The sequence below is a fragment of the Streptomyces sp. PA03-5A genome, from assembly GCF_033792725.1.
In the GTDB taxonomy this organism is placed as follows: domain Bacteria; phylum Actinomycetota; class Actinomycetes; order Streptomycetales; family Streptomycetaceae; genus Actinacidiphila.
On sequence record NZ_JARAVL010000059.1, the window covers coordinates 19,441 to 43,452 of the forward strand.

Below are 24,012 nucleotides of genomic sequence, written 5' to 3' on the forward strand. Positions count from 1 at the left end.
GTCAGTCCACCAATCCGGTCATCACGGAGACGGGTACGACGAGGAAGCCGGCGGTCAGCGCCGCCGCCAGCACGTTCGCCGTGATCTTCAGCGCGCGGTCGCGGCGCTTGTTCACCGCCCCCAGGGTCTGCGCGGCGCTCCAGAAGCCATGCCTGATGTGCAGGCCGAGGGCGAGCATCGCGACGATGTAGACGACGTCCACCCACCAGATCCGGAAATCGGCCACGATGTTCTCGTAGGGGTGGTGCTCCTTGCCCAGCGGGTTCACGGTGAGCGTGGTCAGGTCCAGGATGTGCCAGACGATGTAGAGGCCCAGGATCACCCCGCCCCAGCGCATCGTCCGGGTCGCGTAGCTCGTGCGCTGCCGCTTGTGCTCGTACTTCGCCGGGCGTGCCTTGATGTCGCGCTTGCTGAGCTGGTAGGCGGCGACGCCGTGCAGCACCACCGCGACCACCAGGCCGGTGCGCTGGATGTACAGGTACCAGCTGTTGTGCAGGGCGGGCTCACCGATGGTGCGCAGCCACGCCGCGTACCCGTTGAACTCCTCGGGGCCGAAGAAGATCTTCAGGTTGCCCAGCATGTGCGCGACCAGGAAGAGCAGCATGATCACGCCGGTCCCGGCCATGACCGCCTTCTTGCCCACGGTCGAGCCCCACAGTGCCCGTAGGAGCGACGGGCGGCGGCCCGTACCCGTCGCCCTCGTCCTCGTCGTCGCCAAAGCCATGCGCTCGACGCTAGGTCTGCCTGCCACGAAAGGTCCAAGACATGTTCCGGCTCGTTTCGATAGGCGGCACCTATCGCGTTATCGTGCCGATATGCAGCTGCAGCAGCTCGTGTACTTCCTGGCGGTCGCCGACACCCTGCACTTCACCCGCGCCGCCGAACGCGTCCACGTCGCGCAGCCCTCGCTGTCGCAGCAGATCAAGGCCCTGGAGCGGGAGCTGGGCGCGGACCTGTTCAGCCGCGCCCGCGGCAACATCGCGCTGACCGACGCCGGGCAGGCCCTGCTGCCGCTGGCGCGGCGCATCATCGCCGACACCGAGACCGCCACCCAGGAGGTCCAGGAGCTGGTGCACCTGCGCCGCGGCCGGGTGCGCCTCGGCGCGACCCCCAGCCTCGCCACCGGCCTGCTGCCGGACGTGCTGCGCGACTTCCACGACCGCTACCCCGGCATCCGGCTGGTCGTCGAGGAGGGCGGCTCACGCGACCTGGTGCGCGAGCTCGCCTCCGGCAGCCTCGACCTCGCCCTGATCGTGCTGCCGCTGCAGAGCCACGACCCCGCCCTGGACGCCACGCCGCTGCTCCACGAGGACCTGGTGGTGGTGACCGCCACCGACGCACCGCCGCCCTCCGCCGGGCCCACCCTGCGGGTCGCCGACCTCAGGGACCGGCCGCTGGTCATGTTCCGCAGCGGCTACGACCTGCGGGACCTCACCGTCGCGGCGTGCCGGGCGGCGGGTTTCGAACCGCGCTTCGCGATCGAGGGCGGCGAGATGGACGCCGTGCTGGGCTTCGTGGAGGCGGGACTCGGCCCCGCGGTCGTGCCCAGCATGGTCGCCGGACGCCGGCCCAGGCTGCGCACGACGCCCTTCGAGGCCCCCGGGCTGCAGCGCACGGTCGCCCTGGCGCACCGCAAGGACGCCGAGCCCCCGCGCGCCGCCCGGGAACTGCGCCGCGTGCTCCTGGAACACGTGCCGGCCTGAGGCCGGCGGTGCCGGCGTCCTCCGTGCCCGGCCACTGCGGAACGCCCGGAGGGCATGTGCACAGCCCGCACATGCCCTCCGGTGTACCGGGAACGCTCGGAAGGGCTAGAAGACCGGCACGCCGCCGCGGGTCAGCTTCCAGTCCTGCGAGCCGAACCGCGCCGGGTCGATGGATCCGTTCGCCTGCACCCAGGCGATGATGGTGTTCCGGATCTCCTCGGAGTTCGCCCACACCTGCTGCGCCGTGGCGACCGCGGGGAAGTTGCCGCCGCCGTTGGCCCGGTAGTTGTTGACGGCCAGGACGAAGCGGGCCGACTCGTCGATCGGCGCACCCTGGAAGAGCACGTTCGACACCCGCGAACCGGCGGGGCGGGAGATGTCGATGTCGTAGGTGACGCCGCTGACCACGTCGTAGTTGTAGTCGGGCGTGCCGTTCGCGTTCGTCAGCTTCGCGACGTCGACGGGCGCGTCGGGCGCCGTCTGTACGAAGTAGTTCGCCGAGAACTCGATGTACGCCTTGACCTGGGCACCGGTCAGGATCCGGGCCTCCAGGGTGTTCTCGAAGACGTACAGCCCGGCGACGTCGCGGATGGTGACCTGGCCCGCCGGGATGGCGGCCGTGCGCGAGAAGCACGCGGCCTGCGACAGCACCGGCAGGGAGGCGTGCTCGGTCCCGGCGAGCGCCGCCTTGACCGTCTCGGCCTGGACGAAGTTGATGAAGTCGATGATCGGCGTGTCCTTGTAGGGGGACTCCTCCGCCGACATCGCCGCGGCCGACGTGCCGATCACCTGGTTGACGTAACCCACGACCTCCTTGTGCTCGTCCGAGAGCAGCCGGACGATCCGCGGGTCCTCCTCGACCGTGTTGGAGTTGAGGACGGACGCGCCGACGGTGACGACCTCCCACTTGCCCCGGACCAGCTCCAGGTCGAAGTCGAAGACCGTCAGGCGCTGGCCCCACTTCAGCGGCTCGGAGAGCACCACGCCCTGGCCGGTCTGCTTGTTGGCCACCACGTACTCCGGGATCTCGGAGTGGGCGTGGCCGACCAGGATCGCGTCGATCCCCGGCACCTGCTCGGCGACCAGCGCCGCCGCGTTCTCGACGTACGGCAGCTGGTCACCGTAGGAGGAGGTGCCGGAGGAGCCGCTGTGGGCCGAGACGACGACCACGTCGGCGCCCATCGCACGCAGCCGGGGCACGTACTTCGCGGCCTGCTCCTCCAGGCCCGGGAAGGTCATCTTGCCCTGCACGTTGGCCTTGTCCCAGATCGCGATGCCGGGGTTGGTCAGTCCCAGGACCGCCACCTTCACGTCGGGGGCGCCGTCGACGCGCAGCCGGTGGAAGGAGTACGGCGGGAAGGCCGGCCGGCCCGTGCGCGCGTCGAGCGCGTTGGCGCCGAGCAGCGGGAAGTCGCACTGCTCCTCGAACTTGCGCAGCACCGGGATGCCGTAGTTGAACTCGTGGTTCCCCAGCGCCGCGGCGTCGTAGCCGATGGCGTTCATGGCCTGCGCCATCGGGTGCACCGGACCGTGCTTGGCGGTGATCGGGTCGATCTTGGCGTAGTAGTACGACAGCTGGGTGCCCTGGATGGTGTCGCCCGCGTCGATCAGCAGGGTGTTGCGGCGGCCCTTCGCCGCGCGCTGCTGCGTGACCAGGGTGGAGATCTTGGCGAGGCCGACGTCGTTGTGCGCCTTGTCGTCGTACTCCGCGTCCGTGAAGTAGTCCCAGTTGAAGACGTTGCCGTGCAGGTCGGTGGTGCCGAGGACGCTGAAGGAGTACTTCTTCGGTCCGTGACCGTGCCCGTGCCCGTGGCGGCCCGTGGCCTGGGCCGGAGCCGCGCCGGCCAGGGCGCCCGCCGTGCCGGCCAGCGCGAGGCCCGCGCCGGTGACGGCGGACCGGTTGAGGAAGTCCCTGCGGTTCAGCGGCATACGTCGGCTCCTGGTGTCCGGGGCGCCTCCGGCGGTCGCCGGGGGCGGGATGATGGTCTGCTGGTGGTGTTAACGCGCGTAGATTCTGGCGCACGGGTGCCCCGGGCAACACCCCCGCCAGGTTGCGAACAGATGACTCGTCACGGCGGTACCGGCCTGGCAAGGTGGGACGCATGAGCACAGAACCGGCCAGGACGTACCCGACCCCCGAGACCCCGCACGTGGGGGTGCGGGGCGAGGCGACCCTCGAGGTCGAGCCCGAGCTCGCCCGGATCGCCGTCACCGTCAGCGCCCGCGGCACCGACCGCCGCGCCACGCTGGACGACCTCAGCCGGCGCAACGCGCAAGTGCTCGACCTCGTCAAGGGCTACACCGACGCCGTCGAGAAGCTGGAGACCGGGGCCTTCGTGATCACCCCCGAGCTGCGGGAGCGGGGCCGCGGCGAGCGCGTACGGGCGTACCACGGCAGCGTGCGCGTGGGGGCCACCCTCACCGACTTCACCGCTCTGGGCGAGCTCACCACCCGGCTGGCCGATCTGGAGCTCACCCGTGTCGACGGCCCCTGGTGGTCGCTGCGGCCCGACTCCGCGGCCTACAGCGAGGCCCGCCGGCAGGCCGTGCGCGACGCGGTGCAGCGTGCCCGCGAGTACGCGCAGGCGCTCGGCGCCCGGCTGGTGGCCCTGGTCGAGCTGGCCGACGAGGGAGTGCAGCAGTCGGCGCCCTTCCGTGCCCGTCCGGCGATGCGGACCGCCGCCTTCGCGGCACCCGGCGGCGCCGAGGACACGGCCCAGGCCCTTGACATGGAGCCGGAGCGACAGAACGTGTACGCGCAGGTCACCGCACACTTCACCATGACGGCGCCCGACCTGTCGGCCTGAGCCCCGCCCCACCGGCGGTGTGCTCATCGGAGCGGGCCCCAGCTCACTTCACCACTTGTCAACAACCGTTAATCAGGCTGACGTTGGACAGTCGCCTTCCACGAGGTACCTACTGTGAAGTAGGTCATAGGCTCGGTCCATGCGCCGAGCAAAAATCGTCTGCACCCTCGGGCCCGCCACCGACGCCTACGACCAGATCAAGGCCCTGGTCGAAGCCGGTATGGACGTCGCCCGCCTGAACATGAGCCATGGTTGCCACGCCGATCACGAGGAGCGTTACCGGCGCGTGCGCAAGGCCGCCGACGAGAGCGGCCGCAGCGTCGGGATCCTCGCGGACCTTCAAGGCCCGAAGATCCGGCTGGGACGCTTCGCGGAGGGCCCCGTACTGCTTGAACGCGGTGACGAGTTCACGATCACCACCGAGGAGATCGAGGGCGACCGGCTGATCTGCGGTACCACGTACAAGGGCCTGGCCGCCGACGTCACGCGTGGTGAGCGGATCCTCGTCGATGACGGCCGCGTCACCCTGGAGGTCACCGGCGTCGAGGGCACCCGGGTCCGCACCCTGTGCATCGAGGGCGGTCTGATCTCCGACAACAAGGGGCTCAACCTCCCCGGTGTCGCCGTCTCCGTGCCCGCCCTGTCCGAGAAGGACGTCGAGGACCTGCGCTGGGCGCTGCGCACCGGTGCCGACATCATCGCGCTGTCCTTCGTCCGCAGCGGCCGGGACGCCGAGGACGTGCTGCGCATCATGCGCGAGGAGGACCGCCGGGTCCCCGTCATCGCCAAGATCGAGAAGCCGCAGGCGGTCGACAACCTCGAGGAGATCGTCGCCGCCTTCGACGGGATCATGGTGGCCCGCGGCGACCTCGGCGTGGAGATGCCGCTGGAGGCCGTGCCCATGGTGCAGAAGCGCGCGGTCGCCCTCGCCCGGCGCAACGCCAAGCCGGTGATCGTCGCGACGCAGATGCTGGAGTCGATGATCGCCTCCTCGCGTCCCACCCGCGCCGAGGCCTCGGACGTGGCCAACGCCGTCATGGACGGCGCCGACGCGGTCATGCTCTCCGGCGAGACCAGCGTCGGCAAGCACCCCGTCGAGACGGTCAGGACCATGGGCCGGATCGTCGCCGCCGCCGAGGAGGACATGCTCGCGGCCGGCCTGCCGCCGCTGACCGAGCAGAACAAGCCCCGCACCCAGGGCGGCGCCGTCGCACGCGCGGCCGCGGAGATGGGCGACTTCCTCGACGCCAAGTACCTGGTGGCCTTCACCCAGTCCGGCGACACCGCAAGGCGGCTCTCCCGCTACCGCTCGCCCATCCCCGTGCTCGCCTTCAGCCCCGAGCCGGCCACCCGCTCGCAGCTCAGCCTCACCTGGGGCGTGGAGACCTTCCTCGGGCCGATGGTGCAGACGACCGACGAGATGGTCGACCAGGTCGACGAGCAGCTGCTGCGCATCGGCCGCTGCCAGGAGGGCGACGTCGTCGTCATCACGGCGGGCTCGCCGCCTGGTGTTTCGGGGACCACCAACCTCGTGCGCGTGCACCACATCGGCGAGGACGACTCCCCTTCGCCCCGCTGAGGCCGCCGACGGCGCCGACGCCGCCCGCTGCCGGGCGGCGGCCGCGCGCCTCCAGGACGAGCGCGAGCGACAGCAGCGTGGCGCCCAGCAGGAGCGAGCCCCACGGCAGGTAGGAGGTCATCACCAGCACCACCTGCCGCTGGGACTTCACCAGGGCGACGGTGTGCCGCACGTAGTCCTCGCGCATCTTCACGTGCCCGGCGAACGCGGTGACCGGCTGCTGCTTCCCGTCGGTGAAGCGCATCTCCTCCCGGTGGACCTCCTCCCCGTTGACCGGGGCCCCGGTGACGGGGTCCACCCAGAACATGCGCTTCGTGGTGTACCAGCGCTCCATGCCCATCGCCGCGACGGTCTGCGGGGTGACGCCCTCGACCGGCATCTTCTTGGGCAGCGGGACCTCGGTCCAGGGCACGGTCTGCTCGAAGTAGTAGACCTCCAGGCCGCGGAACTGCCGCGTGCCGCGGTAGTGGATGGGCGCCGAACTCCGCGCCTGCGCGTCGAAGTAGTAGTAGTCCCGCTTCTCGGTGAGGAAGGGGAACTTGAACTCGACGCCCCGGCGTTCGACGGCATCGCCGTCGACGCTCTCGCCCCCCGCGTGGACGGGTTCCTGCGTGTGCGCGTCGAAGACGTACCGCTCGGGGACCTGGGAGACCATCGCGCCGTCCGGGCCCACCACGTAGGCCAGCCCGTCCCACACGACCACGTCCCGGCCGGTGCGCCGGTCGATCCGATGCGCCTCCTCCACGTTGCCCTTCAGGGTCTGCACGATGCTGACCTTCGCGACCTTCTTTGGCCGCATCGTCCCGTAGTCGAGCAGCGTGGCGTCCCGCGCCTCCAGGACGACCGCCTGGTACTGGCCTGCCGGGATCTTCGCCAGACGGGGGAAGGCGTACCAGCGCACCAGCGGTGACAGTGCGGCGAAGAACACCGCGAGGGAGAGGAGGACCAGGCTTGACCTGCGGCGCATGGGACCGCCCTCCTACGGGTGCGCGGGGACGGTGGTGAGCAGCGGCTCAGGGGACGTGCTGCCGTCCGGCGGACCGACCGCGGTCACGAGGAGGACGATCCCGAGCGCGGCGACGAGTCCGATGGCCGCCGCGATGACTGCGCGCATGGCCGTACCTCCCGGTCGTACGGCTACGTCGGCTGGGCCGGTGAACCGTAGCAACCGGGAGTTGAAATGAGAACAGGTTCTACGGCGTCAGTTGGTCGGGCCGGAGGCGGTGGCGCCCTCGGTCTCCGTCGCGGTCGGCGACGGGCTGTCGCCGGGGGGGGGCCGTCGCACAGGGGTCGGGCGTACCGGACGGCGACGGGGAGGCCGTGTCGGTGGGGGTCGCCGTGGGCGACGCGGAGTCCGTCGGGCAGGTCGGCGGGTCCGTCGGGCCGGTGGTGGGGCCCGTCGTCGGGGAGTCGGTGGGCGAGGTCGTCGGCGAGGGGCTGCCCGACGGGGGGCCGATCGTGCCGCTGGCGGTCGCGGTCGGCGTGGGCGACTTCGTCGGCCGGGGCGAGGCGCTCATGCTCGGGGACCACGTCGGCGAGGGCGAGCTGGACGGCGCCGTGGAGGACGGCGGGTCGTCGGGGGTGTCGCTGCCCGCGCCGCCCACGTCGGGGAGGGAGACGACGTCGCCCTTGCGGAAGTGGTCGTACCAGGACAGGACCGTGTTCAGGTACGCGGTCGAGTTGTTGTAACCCAGGATCGCGCGGTGGAGGTCGTGTTCGACGGACAGGTCGCGGTTGCCCGCGCACAGGTAGCGGCCGGCGGCGAGCGCCGCGTCGAATATGTTGTTCGGGTTGGTGACGCCGTCGTCGTTACCGTCCGCGCCCCAGGTCTGCCAGGTCGACGGGATGAACTGCATCGGGCCGACCGCGCGGTCGTGGACCTTGTCCCCGTCCCAGACGCCGTCGTCGGTGTCGGTGATGTTCGCGAAGCCGTTGCCGTTGAGGACCGGGCCCAGGATGGGGGAGAGCGTGGTGCCCGCGGAGTCGACGTTGCCGCTGCGCGCCTGGTTGGACTCGACCTGGCCGATCGCGGCCAGCAGCTCCCAGCGCAGGTTGCACCCGGGGTCGCTGGCGGCGAGCGCCGTCTCGGCCCTGCGGTAGGCCTCCAGCACGGACACCGGCAGGCCGGTGCCGTCGGTCGCGCCGGTCCCCGGACCGGTGCCCGGGGTGGCGGAGGTGCCGGGAGCGGGTGTGTTGAGCGGCGGGAGACCGGTGAAGTACTCCGACGAGTTGCCGTCGATGGGGTCGCCGGGCGGGGGTACGATCGGGGCGCCTGCGCTGGTGTTGAGGATGCCCGGCAGCAGTCCGGGGGCCTGGGAACCCGTCAGCGCCGCCATGGCCGCGGCGGCCACCGCGGTGCCCGCGACTCCCCTGCGGATCCGCCGTCCGTACCGCGCTCGCATACCCGCTGCCCCTCCCGAAAGCCGTGTGTCGCCCGTCTCCCTGCGTGGCAACCCTGGTGACCCTACGGCAACTTCCCGAACGGAGCCACCGTCCCGGACGTCGCATACTGATCAGACAGATGTGTTCCGGAAGAGGTTGCATGCCGTTCACGATGAGTCATGCGTTGGCAGTGCTGCCGGGTCTGCGGCAGGACCGCGCCGGCACCGTACGGGGACGCGGCCCGCTCGTCGCGGCCGCCCTCGTCGCCGGCTCCTTCGCCCCCGACGTGCCCTTCTTCGCCGATTCGCTGGTGCGGGGCCTCTTCGGCTTCGGGCAGGTCACCCACGCCCCGCTGGGCGTCGCCCTCGTGGACCCGGTCATCGCCGCCGGGCTGGTGGGCGGCTGGGCGGCGCTGCGCGGGCCCCTCGTGGCCCTGCTGCCCGAGCACCGGCAGGCCGGGATCGCCGCCCTGGCGGGCGTCGGCGACCGCATGCGGCCCTCGCCGCGATCGGTCGCGGCCTTCTGGGCGTCGGCCGTGGCCGGGGCGACCACCCACGTGGTCTGGGACGCCTTCACCCACCCCGGGCGGTGGGGCGTGCGCCTGCTCCCCGTGCTCGACCACGAGGTGCACGGCACGGCCCTGCACAAGTACGTCCAGTACGGAAGCTCGGCCGTGGCGCTGGCCCTGCTGGGCTGGTACGGGCTGCGCGCCCTGAGGGCCGTGCCCGGTACGGCCGAAAAGCGCCCCTCCTCTGTGCCCCGGCTCTCGCGCCGGGCCCGGCGGCTCGCCCTGACCGCCCTCGGCGTCACCACGGCCGCCGGAGCGGCCGTACGCGCGGAGCAGTGGTACGGGGCGACCGGCGACGCCGCCGGGATGATCCCGGCCGGCCTCTTCGGCGCCGGGGCGGGACTCGCCCTGGCCGCCGCGACCTGCGCCGGCGCGGTGCACCTCACGCACCGCGACGGCCGGGGGACCGGCGGTCAGTGGGCCGCCGACTCCCAGTCCGGACCGACGCCCACGGAGACGTCCAGCGGCGCCCGCAACGGGTAGGCGGCCGCCATCTCGCGACGGACCAGCTCCTCCACTGCGGCCCGCTCGCCGGGGGCGACCTCGACCACGATTTCGTCGTGCACCTGCAGCAGCATCCGGGAGCGCAGCCCCTCCCGCGCCAGCGCCGCGTCCACCTTCAGCATCGCGATCTTGACGATGTCGGCGGCCGAGCCCTGGATCGGCGCGTTGAGCGCCATCCGCTCGGCCATCTCGCGGCGCTGGCGGTTGTCGCTGGTGAGGTCGGGAAGGTAACGGCGGCGGCCCATCAAGGTCTCGGTGTAACCCGTGACCCGGGCCTCCTCCACCACGCGCTGCAGATAGTCCCGCACGCCGCCGAACCGCTCGAAGTACGTCTCCATCAGGCCGCGCGCCTCGGCCGCCTCGATGCCCAGCTGCTGCGACAGGCCGAAGGCCGACAGCCCGTACGCCAGCCCGTAGGACATCGCCTTGATCTTGCGGCGCATCTCGGCGTCCACCTGCTCCGGCGGCACCGAGAAGACGTAGCTGCCGACCGTGGTGTGCAGGTCCTCGCCGGAGTCGAAGGCCGCGATCAGCCCCTCGTCCTCCGACAGGTGGGCCATCACCCGCAGTTCGATCTGGCTGTAGTCGGCGGTCAGCAGCGACTCGTAGCCCTCGCCGACCACGAAGCCGCGGCGGATCGCCCGGCCCTCGTCGGTGCGCACCGGCACGTTCTGCAGGTTGGGGTCGGTCGAGGACAGCCGGCCCGTGGCCGCCACGATCTGGCTGAACGTGGTGTGGATCCGCCCGTCGGGAGCGATCGTCTTGACCAGCCCCTCGACCGTCACCCGCAGCTTCGCCTGCTCCCGGTGACGCAGCATGATCACCGGCAGCTCGTGCTCGGTCTGCGCCGCCAGCCACGCCAGCGCGTCCGCGTCGGTGGTGTAACCCGTCTTGGTCTTCTTCGTCTTGGGCAGCCCCAGCTCGCCGAAGAGCACCTCCTGCAGCTGCTTGGGGGAGCCCAGGTTGAACTCGTGCCCGACCGCGGCGTGCGCCTCCTTCACGGCGAGCTGCACCTCGCCCGCGAACCGCTGCTCCAGGCGCTCCAGATGCTCGCGGTCCGCCGCGATGCCCGCCCGCTCCATTCGCGCCAGCAGCGTCGAGGTCGGCAGCTCCACCTCGCGCAGCAGCCGCAGCGCGCCGTCCTGCTCCAGCCGCGCGGCGAACGCGTCGCCCAGGTCCAGCACGGCGCGCGCCTGCACCATCAGGGCGTCCGCCTCGGCCTCTTCGTCGGCGCCGAAGGCCAACTGGCCGTCCTCGCCGCCCGCCGGGGCCAGCTCCCGCCCCAGGTACTCCACCGACAGGTCGTCCAGGGCGAACGAGCGGCGGCCGGGCTTGACCAGGTACGCGGCCAGCGCCGTGCACATCGTGACCCCGTCCACGCTCCAGCCGTGCTCGGCGAAGACCCGCATCACGTTCTTGGCGTTGTGCAGCACCTTCGGCCGGGCGGCGTCCGCCAGCCACGCCGCGAAGGCCTGCTCGTCCTTCTCGTCCAGCGCCGCCGGGTCGAACCACGCCGCCGGGCCCTCCGCCGTCGCCAGCGCCACCTCGGACACGCTGCCCGCGCCCAGCGCCCACGCGTCGACCGTCGCCACGCCCAGCGGCCCGCCGGCGTGCTCCGCCAGCCAGTCCGCCAGCTCGCCCGCGGCCAGCACGCGGCCCTCGACGGCCACACCGCCGGCGACCTCCGGAGTGCCCTGCTCCGCGGCACCCGGGTCGGCCGCGTACAGCCGCTCCCGGAAGTTGGGGTGGCGGAACTCCAGGGTGTCCAGCACCACGTCGAGCGCGTCCCGGTCGTACGCCTGCCGTGCCAGCTGCTCCGGCCCGCAGGGCAGCTCCACGTCCCGCACCAGCTCCGTCAGCCGGCGGTTGAGCTTCACCGACTCCAGGTGGGCGCGCAGGTTCTCGCCCGCCTTGCCCTTCACCTCCTCCGCGCGGTCCGCGAGCTCCGCGAACGAGCCGAACTGGGTGATCCACTTGGCGGCGGTCTTCTCCCCGACGCCCGGGATGCCGGGCAGGTTGTCCGACGGGTCGCCGCGCAACGCCGCGAAGTCCGGGTACTGCGCGGGGGTCAGCCCGTACTTCTCCTCGACCTTCGCCGGGGTGAACCGGGTCAGCTCGGAGACGCCCTTCGTCGGGTACAGCACCGTGACGTGGTCCGAGACGAGCTGGAAGGAGTCGCGGTCGCCGGTGACGATCAGCACCTCGTACCCCAGCGCCTCCGCCTGCGTGGCCAGCGTGGCGATCACGTCGTCCGCCTCGTAACCCTCCGTGGCGAATCGCTGCACCTTCATCGTGTCCAGCAGCTCGCCGATCAGCGTCACCTGGCTGCGGAACTCGTCCGGCGTCGCGGACCGGGTCGCCTTGTACTCCGGGAACTCCTCCAGACGCCACGTGCGCCGCGAGACGTCGAACGCCACCGCCAGATGCGTCGGCCGCTCATCACGCAGCGTGTTCGCCAGCATCGACGCGAAGCCGTACACCGCGTTCGTCGGCTGCCCGGTGGTGGTGTTGAAGTTCTCCACCGGCAGCGCGTAGAAGGCCCGGTACGCCAGCGAATGCCCGTCCAGCAGGAGCAACCGGGGCCGCTCACCCCCCTGGGGTGCGGTGCCGGTCGCTGCGTTCGTCTTCTCTGCCTTGACTGCCACGTCCCGATCCTCCCACGCCCGACTGACACTGCCGGTCCGCCGCCTGGTCGTGGCAGGATCGAAGCCATGGCAGGCAAAGCACCCGCAGGCGACCCCGTCCAGGACGCACCCGAGGTCAGCGCCCCGCAGCACGCCGCTGCCGGGCTCACGGCCATCGGGCACACCCTGCGCATCGCGCAGCAGCAGATGGGGGTGCGACGCACCGCGCTCACCCTCCTCAAGGTCAACCAGAAGGACGGCTTCGACTGCCCCGGCTGCGCCTGGCCCGAGCCCGAGCACCGGCACACCGCCGAGTTCTGCGAGAACGGCGCCAAGGCCGTCGCCGAGGAGGCCACCCTGCGCCGGGTCACACCGGACTTCTTCGCCGCGCACCCCGTCGCCGACCTCGCCCGGCGCAGCGGCTACTGGCTTGGCCAGCAGGGCCGCCTCACCCAGCCCATGTACCTGCCGGACGGCGCCGACCACTACGAGCCCGTCCCCTGGGAACGCGCCTTCGAGATCGTCGCCGACGAGCTGAACGGCCTGACGGGCCCCGACGAGGCCGTGTTCTACACCTCGGGCCGCACCAGCAACGAGGCCGCCTTCCTCTACCAGCTCTTCGCCCGCGAGTTCGGCACCAACAACCTGCCCGACTGCTCCAACATGTGCCACGAGTCGTCGGGCTCCGCGCTCGCGCAGACCATAGGCATCGGCAAGGGCAGCGTCCTGCTCGAGGACCTCCACCGCGCCGACCTGATCATCGTCGCCGGGCAGAACCCCGGCACCAACCACCCCCGCATGCTCTCCGCCCTGGAGAAGGCGAAGGCGAGCGGCGCGAGGATCGTCACGGTCAACCCGCTGCCCGAGGCCGGCCTGCAGCGCTTCAAGAACCCGCAGACCCCCAAGGGCCTGGCCGGCGGTGGCACCGCGCTCGCCGACCTCTTCCTGCAGATCCGGCTCGGCGGCGACCAGGCCCTCTTCCGCGCCCTCAACAAGGCGCTCCTGGAGGCCGAGGACCAGGCGCCCGGCACCGTCCTCGACCAGGCCTTCATCGACGGGCACACCCACGGCTTCGAGGAGTGCGCGGCCGCCGCCCGCGCCACCGACCCCGACGAGGTGCTGCGCGCCACCGGCCTGCCCCAGTCCGAGATCGACGAACTCCTCGCCATGGTGCTCGGCGCCAAGAGCGTCATCGTCTGCTGGGCCATGGGCCTCACCCAGCACAAGCACTCCGTGCCCACCATCAAGGAGGTCGTCAACTTCCTCCTCCTGCGCGGCAACATCGGCCGCCCCGGCGCCGGCGTGTGCCCCGTCCGCGGCCACAGCAACGTCCAGGGCGACCGCACCATGGGCATCTACGAGAAGCCCGCCCCCGCCTTCCTCGACGCTCTGGAGAAGGAGTTCGGCTTCGCCCCGCCCCGCGAGCACGGCCTGGACACCGTCGCCGCCATCCGCGCCCTGCGCGACGGCGACGCCAAGGTCTTCTTCGCCATGGGCGGCAACTTCGTCGCCGCCTCACCCGACACGGACGTCACCGAGGCCGCCGTGCGCCGCGCCCGCCTCACCGTGCACGTGTCCACCAAGCTCAACCGCTCCCACGTGGTCACCGGCGCCCGCGCCCTGATCCTGCCCACCCTGGGCCGCACCGAGCGCGACGTCCAGGCCGCCGGCGAGCAGTTCGTCACCGTCGAGGACTCCATGGGCATGGTGCACGCCTCCCGCGGCGGCCTGGAACCCGCGAGCCCCCTGCTGCTGTCCGAGCCGGCCATCGTCTGCCGCCTCGCCGCCGCCGTCCTCGGCCCGGACAGCCGCGTGCCCTGGCAGGAGCTCGAGGGCGACTACGACCGGATCCGCGACCGGATATCCCGCGTGATCCCCGGCTTCGACGACTTCAACGTCAAGGTGCGCCGCCCCGGCGGCTTCACCCTCCCGCACGCCCCGCGCGACTCCCGCAGCTTCCCCACCGCCACCGGGCTGGCCAACTTCACCGCCGTCCCTCTGGAGTACCCCCGGGTCCCCGAGGGCCGGCTGCTGCTGCAGACGCTGCGCTCGCACGACCAGTACAACACCACCATCTACGGCCTCGACGACCGCTACCGCGGCATCAAGGGCGGCCGCCGCGTCGTCCTGGTCCACCCCGACGACGCCGCCGCCCTCGGCTTCGCCGACGGCGCCTACACCGACCTCGTCAGCGAGTGGACGGACGGCACGGAACGCCGCGCCGAGGGCTTCCGGGTGGTCCACTACCCGACGGCCCGCGGCTGCGCCGCCGCCTACTACCCGGAGACCAACGTGCTGGTCCCGCTCGACCACACCGCCGACACCAGCAACACCCCGGCGTCCAAGTCCGTCGTCGTCCGGCTGGAACAGACCACCCCGCCCGGCGGTCCCCACTGACCGTCCGGTAGAAAACGGGCCAGTACACCGAACGACGACGATCGGAGCCACCGTCCATGGGCGAGCAGACCACGACCAGCCTTTTCTCCCCGGAGGTCATCGAGCAGTACGCCGGACTCGGCGTCGACCTGGTGGCGCTGTTCTCCGCCGGCGACCTCGGCTCCCGCATGGGCATCGAGATCGTCGAGGCCTCCGCGGAGCGCGTCGTGGGCACCATGCCCGTCGAGGGGAACACCCAGCCCTACGGGCTCCTCCACGGCGGCGCCTCCGCGGTCCTGGCGGAGACCATCGGCTCCATCGGCGCCATGCTGCACGGCGGCCCCGGCAAGCTGGCCGTCGGCGTCGACCTCAACTGCACCCACCACCGCGGCCTGCGCTCCGGCCGGGTGACCGGGGTCGCCACGCCCGTCCACCGCGGCCGCTCCTCCGCGACCTACGAGGTCGTCATCAGCGACGAGCAGGACCGCCGGGTCTGCTCCGCCCGCCTGACCTGCGCGCTGCGCCCGGCCACCCCGGCCACCCCGGGCACCGTCACCGCCTGACGCCCGCCCGCACGGGACGCACGAGGAGGGCGGCCCCCGGAATCCTCCGGGGGCCGCCCTCCTCGCCGTATGGCACGCCGTGCGACGCCGGACGCTACGCCGCGCCCTCACCGAGGTACGCGGCACGCACGCGCGGGTCGGACAGCAGGGCCGAGGCGTCGTCCTCCATGACGATCGCGCCCGTCTCCAGCACGTAGCCGCGGTCGGCCAGCTGCAGCGCCTGCGAGGCGTTCTGCTCCACCAGCAGCACCGTGGTGCCCTGGTCGTTGATCTCCTTGATGATCTCGAAGATCTGCTGGACGATCAGCGGCGCCAGCCCCATCGACGGCTCGTCGAGCAGCAGCAGGTTCGGGCGGCCCATCAGGGCCCGGCCGATGGCCAGCATCTGCTGCTCACCGCCGGACAGGGTGCCCGCCAGCTGCGTACGCCGCTCCGCCAGGCGCGGGAAGAGCGTCAGCACACGGTCCAGGTCGTCCTTGGAGACGCCCTTGAACCGGTAGGCGCCCATCTCCAGGTTCTCCAGCACCGTCATCACCGGGAAGACGCGGCGGCCCTCCGGCGACTGGCCGATGCCGAGCTCCACGACCTTGTGCGCGGGAACGCCGTCGATCCGCTCACCGCCCAGCCGCACCTCGCCGTGGCGGGGCTGCAGCAGACCGGAGATCGTGCGCAGGGTGGTGGTCTTGCCGGCGCCGTTCGCGCCGAGCAGCGCCACGACCTCACCCTGCCGGACCGTCACGTTGATGCCCTTGAGCGCCTGGATCGCGCCGTAGAACACCTGCAGGTCGACCAGCTCCAGCATCGCCGGGGCCTGGGCGACGGAACCGTCCGTCGCCTTCTCGAAGTTGGCGGCCTCGGTCATCGGCCCTCCTCCTCGGACTCACGCGGTGCGGGGACTTCCGGAGCGTCGGCCGTGTGGTGCGACTCGACGATCTCCACCATCTCCGCGACGGCCTCCACGGCCTCCTCGTCGGCAGAACCCAGGTACGCCTCGATCACCGCGGGATCGCGCTGCACCTCCTCGGGCAGACCCTCGGCGATCACCTTGCCGAAGTTCAGCACCATGACGCGGTCCGCGACCGACATCACGAGCTTCATGTCGTGCTCGATCAGCAGCACGCTGACGCCCAGGTCCTGGTTGATCCGGCGGATCAGCTGCTCCAGCTCCAGCTTCTCCGTCGGGTTCGTACCGGCCGCCGGCTCGTCCAGCAGCAGCACCTTCGGGTCGGTCGCCAGCGCCCGCGCGATCTCCAGACGCCGCTGGTCACCGTAGGAGAGGCTGGCGGCCAGCTCGTTGTGCTTGCCCGACAGGCCCACGTACGACAGCAGCTCCTGCGCCCGCTCGTCGCTGGCCTTCTCGTCCCGGCGCGCCCACGGCAGGCCCAGCATGATCGAGATCGCTCCCGACTTCTGCCGCGACTCCGCCGCGATCTTGACGTTCTCCAGCGCCGTCAGGGCACTGAAGAGCCGGATGTTCTGGTAGGTCCGGGCGACACCGTAACGGTTCACCAGGTACGGCTTGGCGCCGAGCAGCTTGTGCTCGGAACCGCCCTCCGCGTGGAAGGTGATCGTGCCCTCCTGCGGGACGTACACGCCCGTCAGGGAGTTGAACAGCGAGGTCTTGCCCGCGCCGTTCGGACCGATCACCGCGAGGATCTCGCCCCGCCGCATCGTCAGGTTGACGTCCGACAGGCTGGTGAGACCGCCGAACCGCAGCGTCACGCCACGGGCCTGCAGCACCGCACCGCCGGTCTGCGCGGGCTGCACGCCCGCTTCCTCCACCGCGTTCACGACTTCACGCCTCCCGTCGGCTCGGTCATCGCATCGGCGTCGCCGATGCCCGCCTCCGCCATGTGCAACTCACGCTGCCTGCGGCGGGAGGGGATCACACCCTGCGGACGGAAGATCATCATGATGACGAGCAGCGCACCCAGGTAGATGAAGCGGTCCTGCTCCGGCACCAGGTCACGCAGCGCGTTCGGCAGCCACACCAGCAGCGCGGCACCGAACAGCACGCCCGCGATGGACCCCATGCCGCCGAACACCACGTACGCCAGCGCGAGCACCGACAGCACGATGGTGAAGTTCTCCGGGTTGATGAAGCCGACCTTGCTGGAGTAGACGACGCCCGCCAGACCCGAGGTCGACGCGCCGATCGCGAAGGCCAGCAGCTTGTAGCGGACGGTGTTGATGCCCGTCGCGGAGGCGGCCACCTCGTCCTCCCGGATCGCCGTCCAGGTCCGGCCGATCCGCGAGTGCTCCAGGCGGTTGTACAGGAAGATCAGCACCACCAGGAAGAACAGCAGGAGGTACCAGTACGGCAGCGGGTCCAGCGTCCAGTCGTAGTTGATCGGACCGATGTGGATCGAGGGGTGCGGGATGCCGATGACACCGCGCGAACCGTTCGTGAAGCCGTCCGAGTTCTTCGCGACCAGGTACACGATCTCGTGGAAGCCCAGCGTCACGATCGCGAGGTAGTCACCGCGCAGCCGCAGCGTCGGGGCGCCCAGCAGCACACCGGCGATCAGGCAGGTGACGATGGCGAACGGGATCGACTCCAGCGCGCCCACCGTGAACGGCGGCTTCACCGGCATGTGGCCGGTCCAGAAGGCGCAGGAGTACGCGCCGATCGCGTAGAAGGCGATGAAGCCCAGGTCCAGCAGACCGGCCCAGCCGACCACCACGTTCAGACCGACCGCGATGATCATGAAGATCCCCATCTGCGTGACGAGGACCTCCTGCCAGAACAGGCTGGTGTTGGCCGGGATGACGATCGCCAGCACCAGGACGACCACCAGTCCGCCCAGCCGCAGCCAGCCGTTGGACCGGAACATCGCCCGCGTCGGCTCCAGCGACTTGCCGACACCCTGCGCACCCTGCCGGGCCGCGTCGCGCACCGGGGCGCCGAACTCCACCAGCGCCCACACGCCCACCATGATGGCCAGGCAGATCCACAGCCGCACCGACTGGAAGGCGCCGGTGAACGCCGACAGCCTCTCCGCCGGGTTGCCGTCCTCGCCCGTCATCAGCGCCAGGATGAAGCCCAGCACCAGCATGCCGAGCAGCCGTGTCCAGCGGGGCTGCTGGTACCAGGCCTTGCGGCGCAGTTTCGCCACGTCCACCGAGAAGGACTTGGCAGCGGTCGCGTTGCTCATGCCGACCTCCCCAGACGCTCGCCCATGATGCCCGTCGGACGGAACATCAGCACCAGGATCAGGATCACGAACGCGGTCACGTCGATCCACTGGGTGCCGAAGAGCGGGGAGCTCAGGTTCTCGACGATGCCCAGCAGCAGACCGCCCAGCATCGCACCACGGATGTTGCCGATACCGCCCAGCACCGCCGCCGCGAAGGCCTTGATGCCCGGCAGGAAGCCCACCGTGAACCAGACCTGGCCGGAGATGCCGAAGCCGTACAGGAAGCCGGCGGCGCCACCCAGCAGACCGCCGATGATGAACGTACGGGAGATGATCTTGTCGATGTCGACACCCATCAGACCCGCCGTCTCGGCGTCCTGCGCCACGGCCCGGATGCCCGCACCCATCTTCGTGCGGTTGACCACCAGGTCCAGACCGATCATCATCGCGACCGCGGAACCGATGATGATCAGCTGCGTGATCTTCACCGGGGTGCCGAAGACGCTGAAGACCTCACCGTTGGTGTACAGCTCCGGCATGGGCACGGGGTTGCGGCCCCACAGCTTGCCCGCCAGGTTGTACAGGAAGAACGACGCACCGATGGCGCTGATCAGGAAGACCAGCTTGGGGGCGTTGCGCTTGCGCAGCGGCTTGTACGCCGCCTTCTCCAGCCCGAACGCGGTCAGCGCTCCGACCAGGGCGCCGGCGATCATGCCGACGATCACCCACACGACGGAGTTGAATCCGTGCGGGGACTGCGGGGCGAGCTCGGAGAGCACGACGAGCGAACCGAAGCCGCCCATCATGAAGACCTCGCTGTGCGCGAAGTTGATGAGCTGGAGCACGCCGTAGACCAGGGTGTACCCGATCGCTATGACGGCGTACATGGAACCCGTCGTCAAGCCTGGGATGAAGTAGTCCCAGAAGTTGTGGAAGAGATTCATCGTGCGTGGGAATCCTTGCTGAAGCCGGTGAAGGGCGGCGAAAACGCGTCCGACACAGCGATGGGGAGCGCGGGGCGGCGGCCGGAATCCGTGCCGCGCCCCACGCCCCCCACCTCAGGTGTCAGTTGCCGGGTCAGCTGGCGCTGAGGGTGGCCACGTCACCCAGGTAGCCGATCTTGCCGTCGGCGACCTGGTACAGGTACACGTTCTTGGTCTTCAGCTCACCCTTGTCGTCGAAGGCGAACTCCTTGGTCAGGCCCTTGTAGTTGACACCCTTGAGGGCCGCCAGCAGCTTGTCGCGCGTGACGTCCTTACCGAGCTTCTTCATCTCGGAGATGATCAGGTTCGCGATGTCGTACGACTCGGCCGAGTAGGTGCCCGGAGGCGTGTTGAACTTCGCGGTGTACGCCTCGGTGAACGCCTTGGTGCTCTCGTTCTTCGTGGCGTCCGTGCACGGGCAGGTCAGGAACCACTTCTCGGACGCGGCGCCGGCCAGCTCGACGAACTTCGCGTCGTTGGAGCCGTCACCCGAGACGCCGATGCCCTTGAAGCCGCCGTCGGCCAGCTTCTTGGCGAACGGAGCCAGGTCCGCGTAGTAACCCGCGTAGATGAGCGCGTCGGCCTTGGAGTTGACGACCTTCGTCGCGGCAGCGGTGTAGTCCGGGGTCTTCGCCGGGACGGAGTCCGTCTCCACCGTGACGCCCGCGGCCTTCAGGCTGTCGATCGCGACCTTCGCCAGACCGACGCCGTACTCGCTCTTGTCGTCGATGACGAAGACCTTCTTGGCCTTCTCGTGCTTCGAGAGGTACTCGGCCATGCCGGCACCCTGCTCGTTGTCGTTCGGCGCACCGCGCAGGAACGAGGTGAAGCCCTGGTTCGTCAGGTCCGGGTTGGTCGCCGACGGCGTCACCGCGGCGAGCTGCGCCTGGGCGTACAGACCGCCCGCGGCCTTCGTCGGGCCGGAGAACGCGGGGCCGACCACGGCGACGACGCTGGTGTCACCGATCAGCTTCTGGGCCGCAGCGGGCGACTGGTCCGGCAGGCCCTGGTCGTCGCCGTCCACGACCTTCAGCGTGAAGGGCAGGTCGCCCTTCTTGTTGGCCTCTTCCACGGCCAGCTTCAGACCGTTGTCCTCGTTGATGCCCAGCGCGCTGTTGTCACCCGACAGCGGACCCTGGAAGCCGATGGAGAACGTCGGCTTGCCGCCGCCACTGCTGCTGTCGTCCTTGTCGCCACCGCACGCGGTGAGCGCGAGAGCGCCAACTGCCACCGGGATGGCAAGCTTGACGAGCTTCTTGTTGAGCACTACGACCCCCTGGAGCCGCTCAATGAGATTACGAGTCGGCGGGCCGTAGGCCCTCCGGATTGCGACCGCGTGAACTCCACGCGGGTTGGCGGGAATGTAATCCGCTGATCAGGCACTCAGATAGGCCGTCGGAAGATATGTGATCGGACGGTGACCTCGGTCATGTGCCGGAAACAGAACGGTCCTTACCGGTAACCGGACGACCCCTGGGGGAGAGATGGAGTCAAAGGTCCGATTTGGTGGCCTTGTGCGGCGGTTGGCCCGCCGGCCCGCCCTGACGGCCCTGGCCGGAGCGCTCGCCGGAGCCACGGTAGCGGCCCTCGCCGCCGCCGCGACATGGCCCACCCCTTCCCCACCCCGGACCGGCCAACCCCTCCGTCAGCTCGAAATCCCCCTCGACGCACCGGCCGTCCACGCGGGGAACCTCGAATTCCGCGCCCTCGCCCTGCGGTGCGGCATCGCCGTCATCGTCGGCACCCACGCCGAACACTCCGCCGAAGGCCGCCTCTGCCGCATCCGCGTCACCGTCACGGTCGACGACGCCGTCAGCGCGCGCCTCGACAACGACCTCCACCGGCTCGTCCTCACCGACGGCAGCCGGCGCACCATGGACTGGGAGGCCATGCAGATCAAGCGCCAGCCCCTCACGATCGACATCGGCGCCCACGACAGCGCCACCTACGACCTGTGGTTCGACATCCCCCGCGACGCCGCCGTCGACCACCTCGCCGTCACCAACGACAAAGGGATGCCCACGGCGGACATCCCCCTGCCACAGCGCGACTGGCCCGACCACGCGGCCTGACCCGGTCCGCGGCCGACGCTACTTGGCGGCGCCGTCCACCTCGTCCAGCACGGCCTGCGCCACCGCCTGCATCGTCATGCGACGGTCCATCGACGTCTTCTGGATCCACCGGAACGCGGCCGGCTCCGTCAGCCCGTACTTCGTCTGCAGGACGCTCTTCGCCCGGTCCACCAGCTTCCGTGTCTCCAGCCGCAGGCTCAGGTCCGCGACCTCCGCCTCCAGCGCCCGCAGCTCCGTGAACCGCGACACGGCCATCTCGATCGCCGGGACGACGTCGCTCTTGCTGAACGGCTTGACCAGGTACGCCATGGCGCCGGCGTCCCGGGCCCGCTCCACCAGCTCGCGCTGCGAGAACGCGGTCAGCATCAGCACCGGCGCGATCTTCTCCTTGGCGATCCGCTCCGCGGCCGAGATCCCGTCCAGCACGGGCATCTTCACGTCCAGGATCACCAGGTCCGGCCGCAGCTCCTCGGCGAGCTTCACGGCCGTCTCGCCGTCACCCGCCTCACCGACGACGGAGTAGCCCTCCTCCTCGAGCATCTCTTTCAGGTCGAGCCTGATAAGAGCCTCGTCCTCGGCGATCACCACACGGGTGGTCAGCGGCGGTACGTGCGACTGCTCGTCAACGGGCTCGGCGGCGCTCACGGGACTCCTCGTTCCAGGGCAGGTGCTGCCCCAAGAGCCTACCTATCTCCGGTATGTTTAGGACACGGAGGGTATACGCTAGCCTTCGCTTCAAAGGAAGCCCCGGTAGCCCAGCGGTAGAGGCAATGGTCTCAAACACCATATAGCGTGGGTTCGAATCCCACCCGGGGTACTCCACCTTCAAATTCAAGGCGTTTATCACTCAGGGTGATCTTCACTGAGTCGAGTGAGCGGCACTGGATTTCCGGTCACGCGTGGCGGGAATCACGCCAAAGTCGTTCACATGTACGACCTGGAAACCCGCCGCCGGGCCCTCGCGCTCCTCGTCGAAGGCCGGAGCCTGAACTCCGTGAGCCGGATGACCGGTGTGTCCCGTTCCGCCATCCGTGACTGGCGCACCCGCATCGAACCCAGGCGAAACGGCACCGACTGCACCGGCCGCGCATCCGGCCCCGCCTACGCCTACCTGCTCGGCCTCTACCTCGGCGAGGGCTGCATCAGCGCCCAGCCGCGCGGCGGCCACGCCCTGCGCATCGCCTGCGGCGACGCCTGGCCCGGACTGATCGACGCGTGCGAGCAGGCCATGAGGGCCGTCCGGCCCGGGAACTCCGTGTGCCGCGTCCACACCCAGGGCTGCACCATGGTCACGTCCTACAGCGATCACTGGCCCTGCCTCTTCCCCCAGCACGGACCCGGCAGGAAGCACGAGCGCCGCATCGCGCTGGAGCCCTGGCAACAGGCCGTCGTCGACGAACGGCCCTGTGACTTCCTGCGTGGGCTCATCCATTCCGACGGGAGCCGGGTCGTCAACCGGACCACACGGACCGTGGCCGGCGGGACTAGGAGCTACGAGTACCCGCGCTACTTCTTCACCAAGAGGTCCGACGACATCCGGCGCCTGTGCACCGACACGCTCGACGCCCTCGGCGTCGCCTGGAGGCAGGCCAACGCCTGCAACATCTCCGTCGCCCGCCGGGAGGCCGTCGCGCTCATGGACCGGTTCGTCGGCCCGAAGCATTGAGGCGGGCGTTGGTGTGCCGGGTGGCGACCGCCGTGGTGGGGTCCTCGGGCCAGGGGTGCTTGGGGTAGCGGCCGCGGAGTTCCGCGCGCACCGCGCGGTAGCCGTCGCGCCAGAAGGAGGCCAGGTCGCCGGTGACGGCGGCGGGGCGTCCCGCGGGGGAGAGCAGGTGGACCAGGAGGGGGACGCGGCCGCCGGCGATGCGGGGGGTGTCGGTCCAGCCGAAGAGCTCCTGGAGCTTGGCGGCGAGGACGGGGCGGTCGTCGTCGTAGGAGACGCGGACCTTGGAGCCGGAGGGGATCTCCAGGCGTTCCGGGGCGAGTTCGTCGAGGCGGGCGGCGTCGCCGGTGGCCCAGGGCAGGAGGCGGCCCAGGGCGGTGGCGGCGTCGATGCGGGCGAGGTCGGCGCGGCGGCGGGCGGTGGCGAGTTCGGCGGCGAGCCAGTCGTCCGCGCGGGAGAGCAGGGCCTCGTCGGAGACGTCGGGCCAGGGGGCGCCGATCTCGCGGTGGAGGAAGGCGAGGCGCCGGCGCAGGGTGTCGGCGTCGCGGGTCCACCTCAGCAGGCGGGGTCCTTCGCGGCGGAGGCCGTCGAGGAGCGCGGTGTGCAGCTGTGCGGGGTCGGGGTCGGTCAGGGGCCGGGTGGTGAGGGTGATCGCGCCGAGGCGGGCGGCGTGGTGGGCGGTGACGTCGCCGTCGGCCCAGGTGACCTCGTCGGTCTCGGTGAGCAGGGGCGCGGCGGCGGTGCGGGCGGTGTCCTCGTCGATGACGGCGGCGAGGCGTACGCGGGCGGCGGGGGAGCCGGCGGGGCGGTCGGCGACGGCGACGGCGAGCCACCGGGGGGTGCCGAGGCGGGTGCCGTCGGCGAGGCCGGCGGCGGTGCCGGAGGCCATGAGGTAGCCGGAACCGTTGCCCTCGCGGCGGCGGGCGACGCGCTCGGGGAAGGCGAGTGCGGTGAGGAGGCCGGCGGCGGTGTCGTCGGTGAGCGCGGTGGCGGGGTGGTCGGGGGCCGCGGCGGCGAGGCGGCGGGCCTCGCGGCGCCAGCGGTCGGCGTG

Annotated in this window: 21 protein-coding genes and 1 tRNA gene; 9 read left to right on the plus strand and 13 right to left on the minus strand. The window is 70.9% G+C overall.

Translation table 11 applies throughout. The features are described 5' to 3' along the window. Position 1 precedes the first annotated feature (1 nt). The gene (locus PV410_RS41810) at positions 2-724 is read right to left on the minus strand and encodes a succinate dehydrogenase cytochrome b subunit (protein ID WP_499511284.1); all 723 of its coding nucleotides are present in this window, start codon (positions 722-724) and stop codon (positions 2-4) included. Between the two features lie 91 nt (positions 725-815). Here PV410_RS41810 and PV410_RS41815 point away from each other — a divergent pair, with 91 nt between their 5' ends. After that, positions 816-1,703 (plus strand): LysR family transcriptional regulator, encoded by an 888-nt coding sequence (locus tag PV410_RS41815; RefSeq protein WP_499511283.1) that lies wholly within the window; start codon positions 816-818, stop codon positions 1,701-1,703. Positions 1,704-1,808: 105 nt separating this feature from the next. Here PV410_RS41815 and PV410_RS41820 read toward each other — a convergent pair whose 3' ends face one another. Then, positions 1,809-3,632: a bifunctional metallophosphatase/5'-nucleotidase gene (locus PV410_RS41820; protein WP_500331942.1), complete on the minus strand. Its 1,824-nt coding sequence runs from the start codon at positions 3,630-3,632 to the stop codon at positions 1,809-1,811. Between the two features lie 173 nt (positions 3,633-3,805). Here PV410_RS41820 and PV410_RS41825 point away from each other — a divergent pair, with 173 nt between their 5' ends. Next, positions 3,806-4,510 (plus strand): SIMPL domain-containing protein, encoded by a 705-nt coding sequence (locus tag PV410_RS41825; RefSeq protein ID WP_500331943.1) that lies wholly within the window; start codon positions 3,806-3,808, stop codon positions 4,508-4,510. A gap of 139 nt (positions 4,511-4,649) precedes the next feature. Continuing rightward, the gene (gene pyk / locus PV410_RS41830) at positions 4,650-6,089 is read left to right on the plus strand and encodes a pyruvate kinase (protein WP_500331944.1); all 1,440 of its coding nucleotides are present in this window, start codon (positions 4,650-4,652) and stop codon (positions 6,087-6,089) included. On the opposite strand, the gene pgfA is transcribed toward pyk, so the two are convergent. The 3 genes from pgfA to PV410_RS41845 form a co-directional block, all read right to left on the minus strand. Continuing rightward, a complete protein-coding gene (gene pgfA, locus PV410_RS41835; protein WP_500331945.1) occupies positions 5,998-7,056 on the minus strand; it encodes a cell envelope lipid trafficking protein PgfA in 1,059 nt (352 codons plus the stop codon). The two genes, pyk and pgfA, sit on opposite strands and share 92 nt — an antisense overlap. A gap of 12 nt (positions 7,057-7,068) precedes the next feature. Then, on the minus strand, positions 7,069-7,203 hold the full coding sequence (locus tag PV410_RS41840) for an SPW_0924 family protein (RefSeq protein ID WP_500331946.1): 135 nt from the start codon (positions 7,201-7,203) through the stop codon (positions 7,069-7,071). Positions 7,204-7,282: 79 nt separating this feature from the next. Then, a complete protein-coding gene (locus PV410_RS41845; RefSeq protein WP_500331947.1) occupies positions 7,283-8,491 on the minus strand; it encodes a lytic transglycosylase domain-containing protein in 1,209 nt (402 codons plus the stop codon). A 170-nt stretch (positions 8,492-8,661) separates the two neighbouring features. On the opposite strand from PV410_RS41845, the gene PV410_RS41850 reads away from it, so the two are divergent. Continuing rightward, positions 8,662-9,522: a DUF4184 family protein gene (locus PV410_RS41850; RefSeq protein WP_500331957.1), complete on the plus strand. Its 861-nt coding sequence runs from the start codon at positions 8,662-8,664 to the stop codon at positions 9,520-9,522. Here the strand turns inward: PV410_RS41850 and polA are convergent. Continuing rightward, positions 9,453-12,188 carry a DNA polymerase I gene (polA, locus tag PV410_RS41855; protein ID WP_500331948.1) on the minus strand — a complete coding sequence of 912 codons (2,736 nt, stop codon included), beginning with the start codon at positions 12,186-12,188 and terminating at the stop codon, positions 9,453-9,455. The genes PV410_RS41850 and polA overlap by 70 nt on opposite strands. 66 nt (positions 12,189-12,254) lie before the next feature. Between polA and PV410_RS41860 the strand changes: the two genes are divergently transcribed. Further along, positions 12,255-14,564, plus strand: coding sequence for an FdhF/YdeP family oxidoreductase (locus PV410_RS41860; RefSeq protein WP_500331949.1), 2,310 nt, complete (start codon positions 12,255-12,257; stop codon positions 14,562-14,564). Positions 14,565-14,620: 56 nt separating this feature from the next. Then, the gene (locus tag PV410_RS41865) at positions 14,621-15,106 is read left to right on the plus strand and encodes a PaaI family thioesterase (protein WP_499511273.1); all 486 of its coding nucleotides are present in this window, start codon (positions 14,621-14,623) and stop codon (positions 15,104-15,106) included. Positions 15,107-15,200: 94 nt separating this feature from the next. Here PV410_RS41865 and PV410_RS41870 read toward each other — a convergent pair whose 3' ends face one another. The 5 genes from PV410_RS41870 to PV410_RS41890 form a co-directional block, all read right to left on the minus strand. Beyond that, positions 15,201-15,968 carry an ABC transporter ATP-binding protein gene (locus PV410_RS41870; RefSeq protein ID WP_499511272.1) on the minus strand — a complete coding sequence of 256 codons (768 nt, stop codon included), beginning with the start codon at positions 15,966-15,968 and terminating at the stop codon, positions 15,201-15,203. Continuing rightward, positions 15,965-16,897 (minus strand): ABC transporter ATP-binding protein, encoded by a 933-nt coding sequence (locus PV410_RS41875; RefSeq protein ID WP_500331950.1) that lies wholly within the window; start codon positions 16,895-16,897, stop codon positions 15,965-15,967. Before PV410_RS41875 ends, PV410_RS41870 begins: the two co-directional genes overlap by 4 nt. Then, entirely contained in the window at positions 16,894-18,261 is a 1,368-nt protein-coding gene (locus PV410_RS41880; protein ID WP_500331951.1) for a branched-chain amino acid ABC transporter permease, read from the minus strand. Before PV410_RS41880 ends, PV410_RS41875 begins: the two co-directional genes overlap by 4 nt. Further along, the gene (locus PV410_RS41885) at positions 18,258-19,187 is read right to left on the minus strand and encodes a branched-chain amino acid ABC transporter permease (protein ID WP_499511269.1); all 930 of its coding nucleotides are present in this window, start codon (positions 19,185-19,187) and stop codon (positions 18,258-18,260) included. The genes PV410_RS41880 and PV410_RS41885 overlap by 4 nt, the downstream gene beginning before the upstream one ends. A 133-nt stretch (positions 19,188-19,320) precedes the next feature. Beyond that, entirely contained in the window at positions 19,321-20,493 is a 1,173-nt protein-coding gene (locus PV410_RS41890) for a branched-chain amino acid ABC transporter substrate-binding protein (RefSeq protein WP_500331952.1), read from the minus strand. A gap of 247 nt (positions 20,494-20,740) precedes the next feature. On the opposite strand from PV410_RS41890, the gene PV410_RS41895 reads away from it, so the two are divergent. Next, positions 20,741-21,298, plus strand: a complete 558-nt coding sequence (locus tag PV410_RS41895) for a hypothetical protein (RefSeq protein ID WP_500331953.1) — start codon at positions 20,741-20,743, stop codon at positions 21,296-21,298. 18 nt (positions 21,299-21,316) lie between these two features. On the opposite strand, the gene PV410_RS41900 is transcribed toward PV410_RS41895, so the two are convergent. Further along, the gene (locus PV410_RS41900) at positions 21,317-21,943 is read right to left on the minus strand and encodes an ANTAR domain-containing response regulator (protein WP_499511266.1); all 627 of its coding nucleotides are present in this window, start codon (positions 21,941-21,943) and stop codon (positions 21,317-21,319) included. A gap of 99 nt (positions 21,944-22,042) precedes the next feature. Between PV410_RS41900 and PV410_RS41905 the strand changes: the two genes are divergently transcribed. Continuing rightward, positions 22,043-22,115: transfer RNA gene (locus tag PV410_RS41905), tRNA-Leu, on the plus strand. Positions 22,116-22,226: 111 nt separating this feature from the next. Beyond that, positions 22,227-22,964, plus strand: coding sequence for a hypothetical protein (locus tag PV410_RS41910; RefSeq protein WP_500331954.1), 738 nt, complete (start codon positions 22,227-22,229; stop codon positions 22,962-22,964). Here the strand turns inward: PV410_RS41910 and PV410_RS41915 are convergent. Beyond that, positions 22,933-24,012: ATP-dependent helicase C-terminal domain-containing protein (locus PV410_RS41915; protein WP_500331955.1), on the minus strand; the 1,080-nt coding region annotated here is incomplete at its 5' end. The two genes, PV410_RS41910 and PV410_RS41915, sit on opposite strands and share 32 nt — an antisense overlap.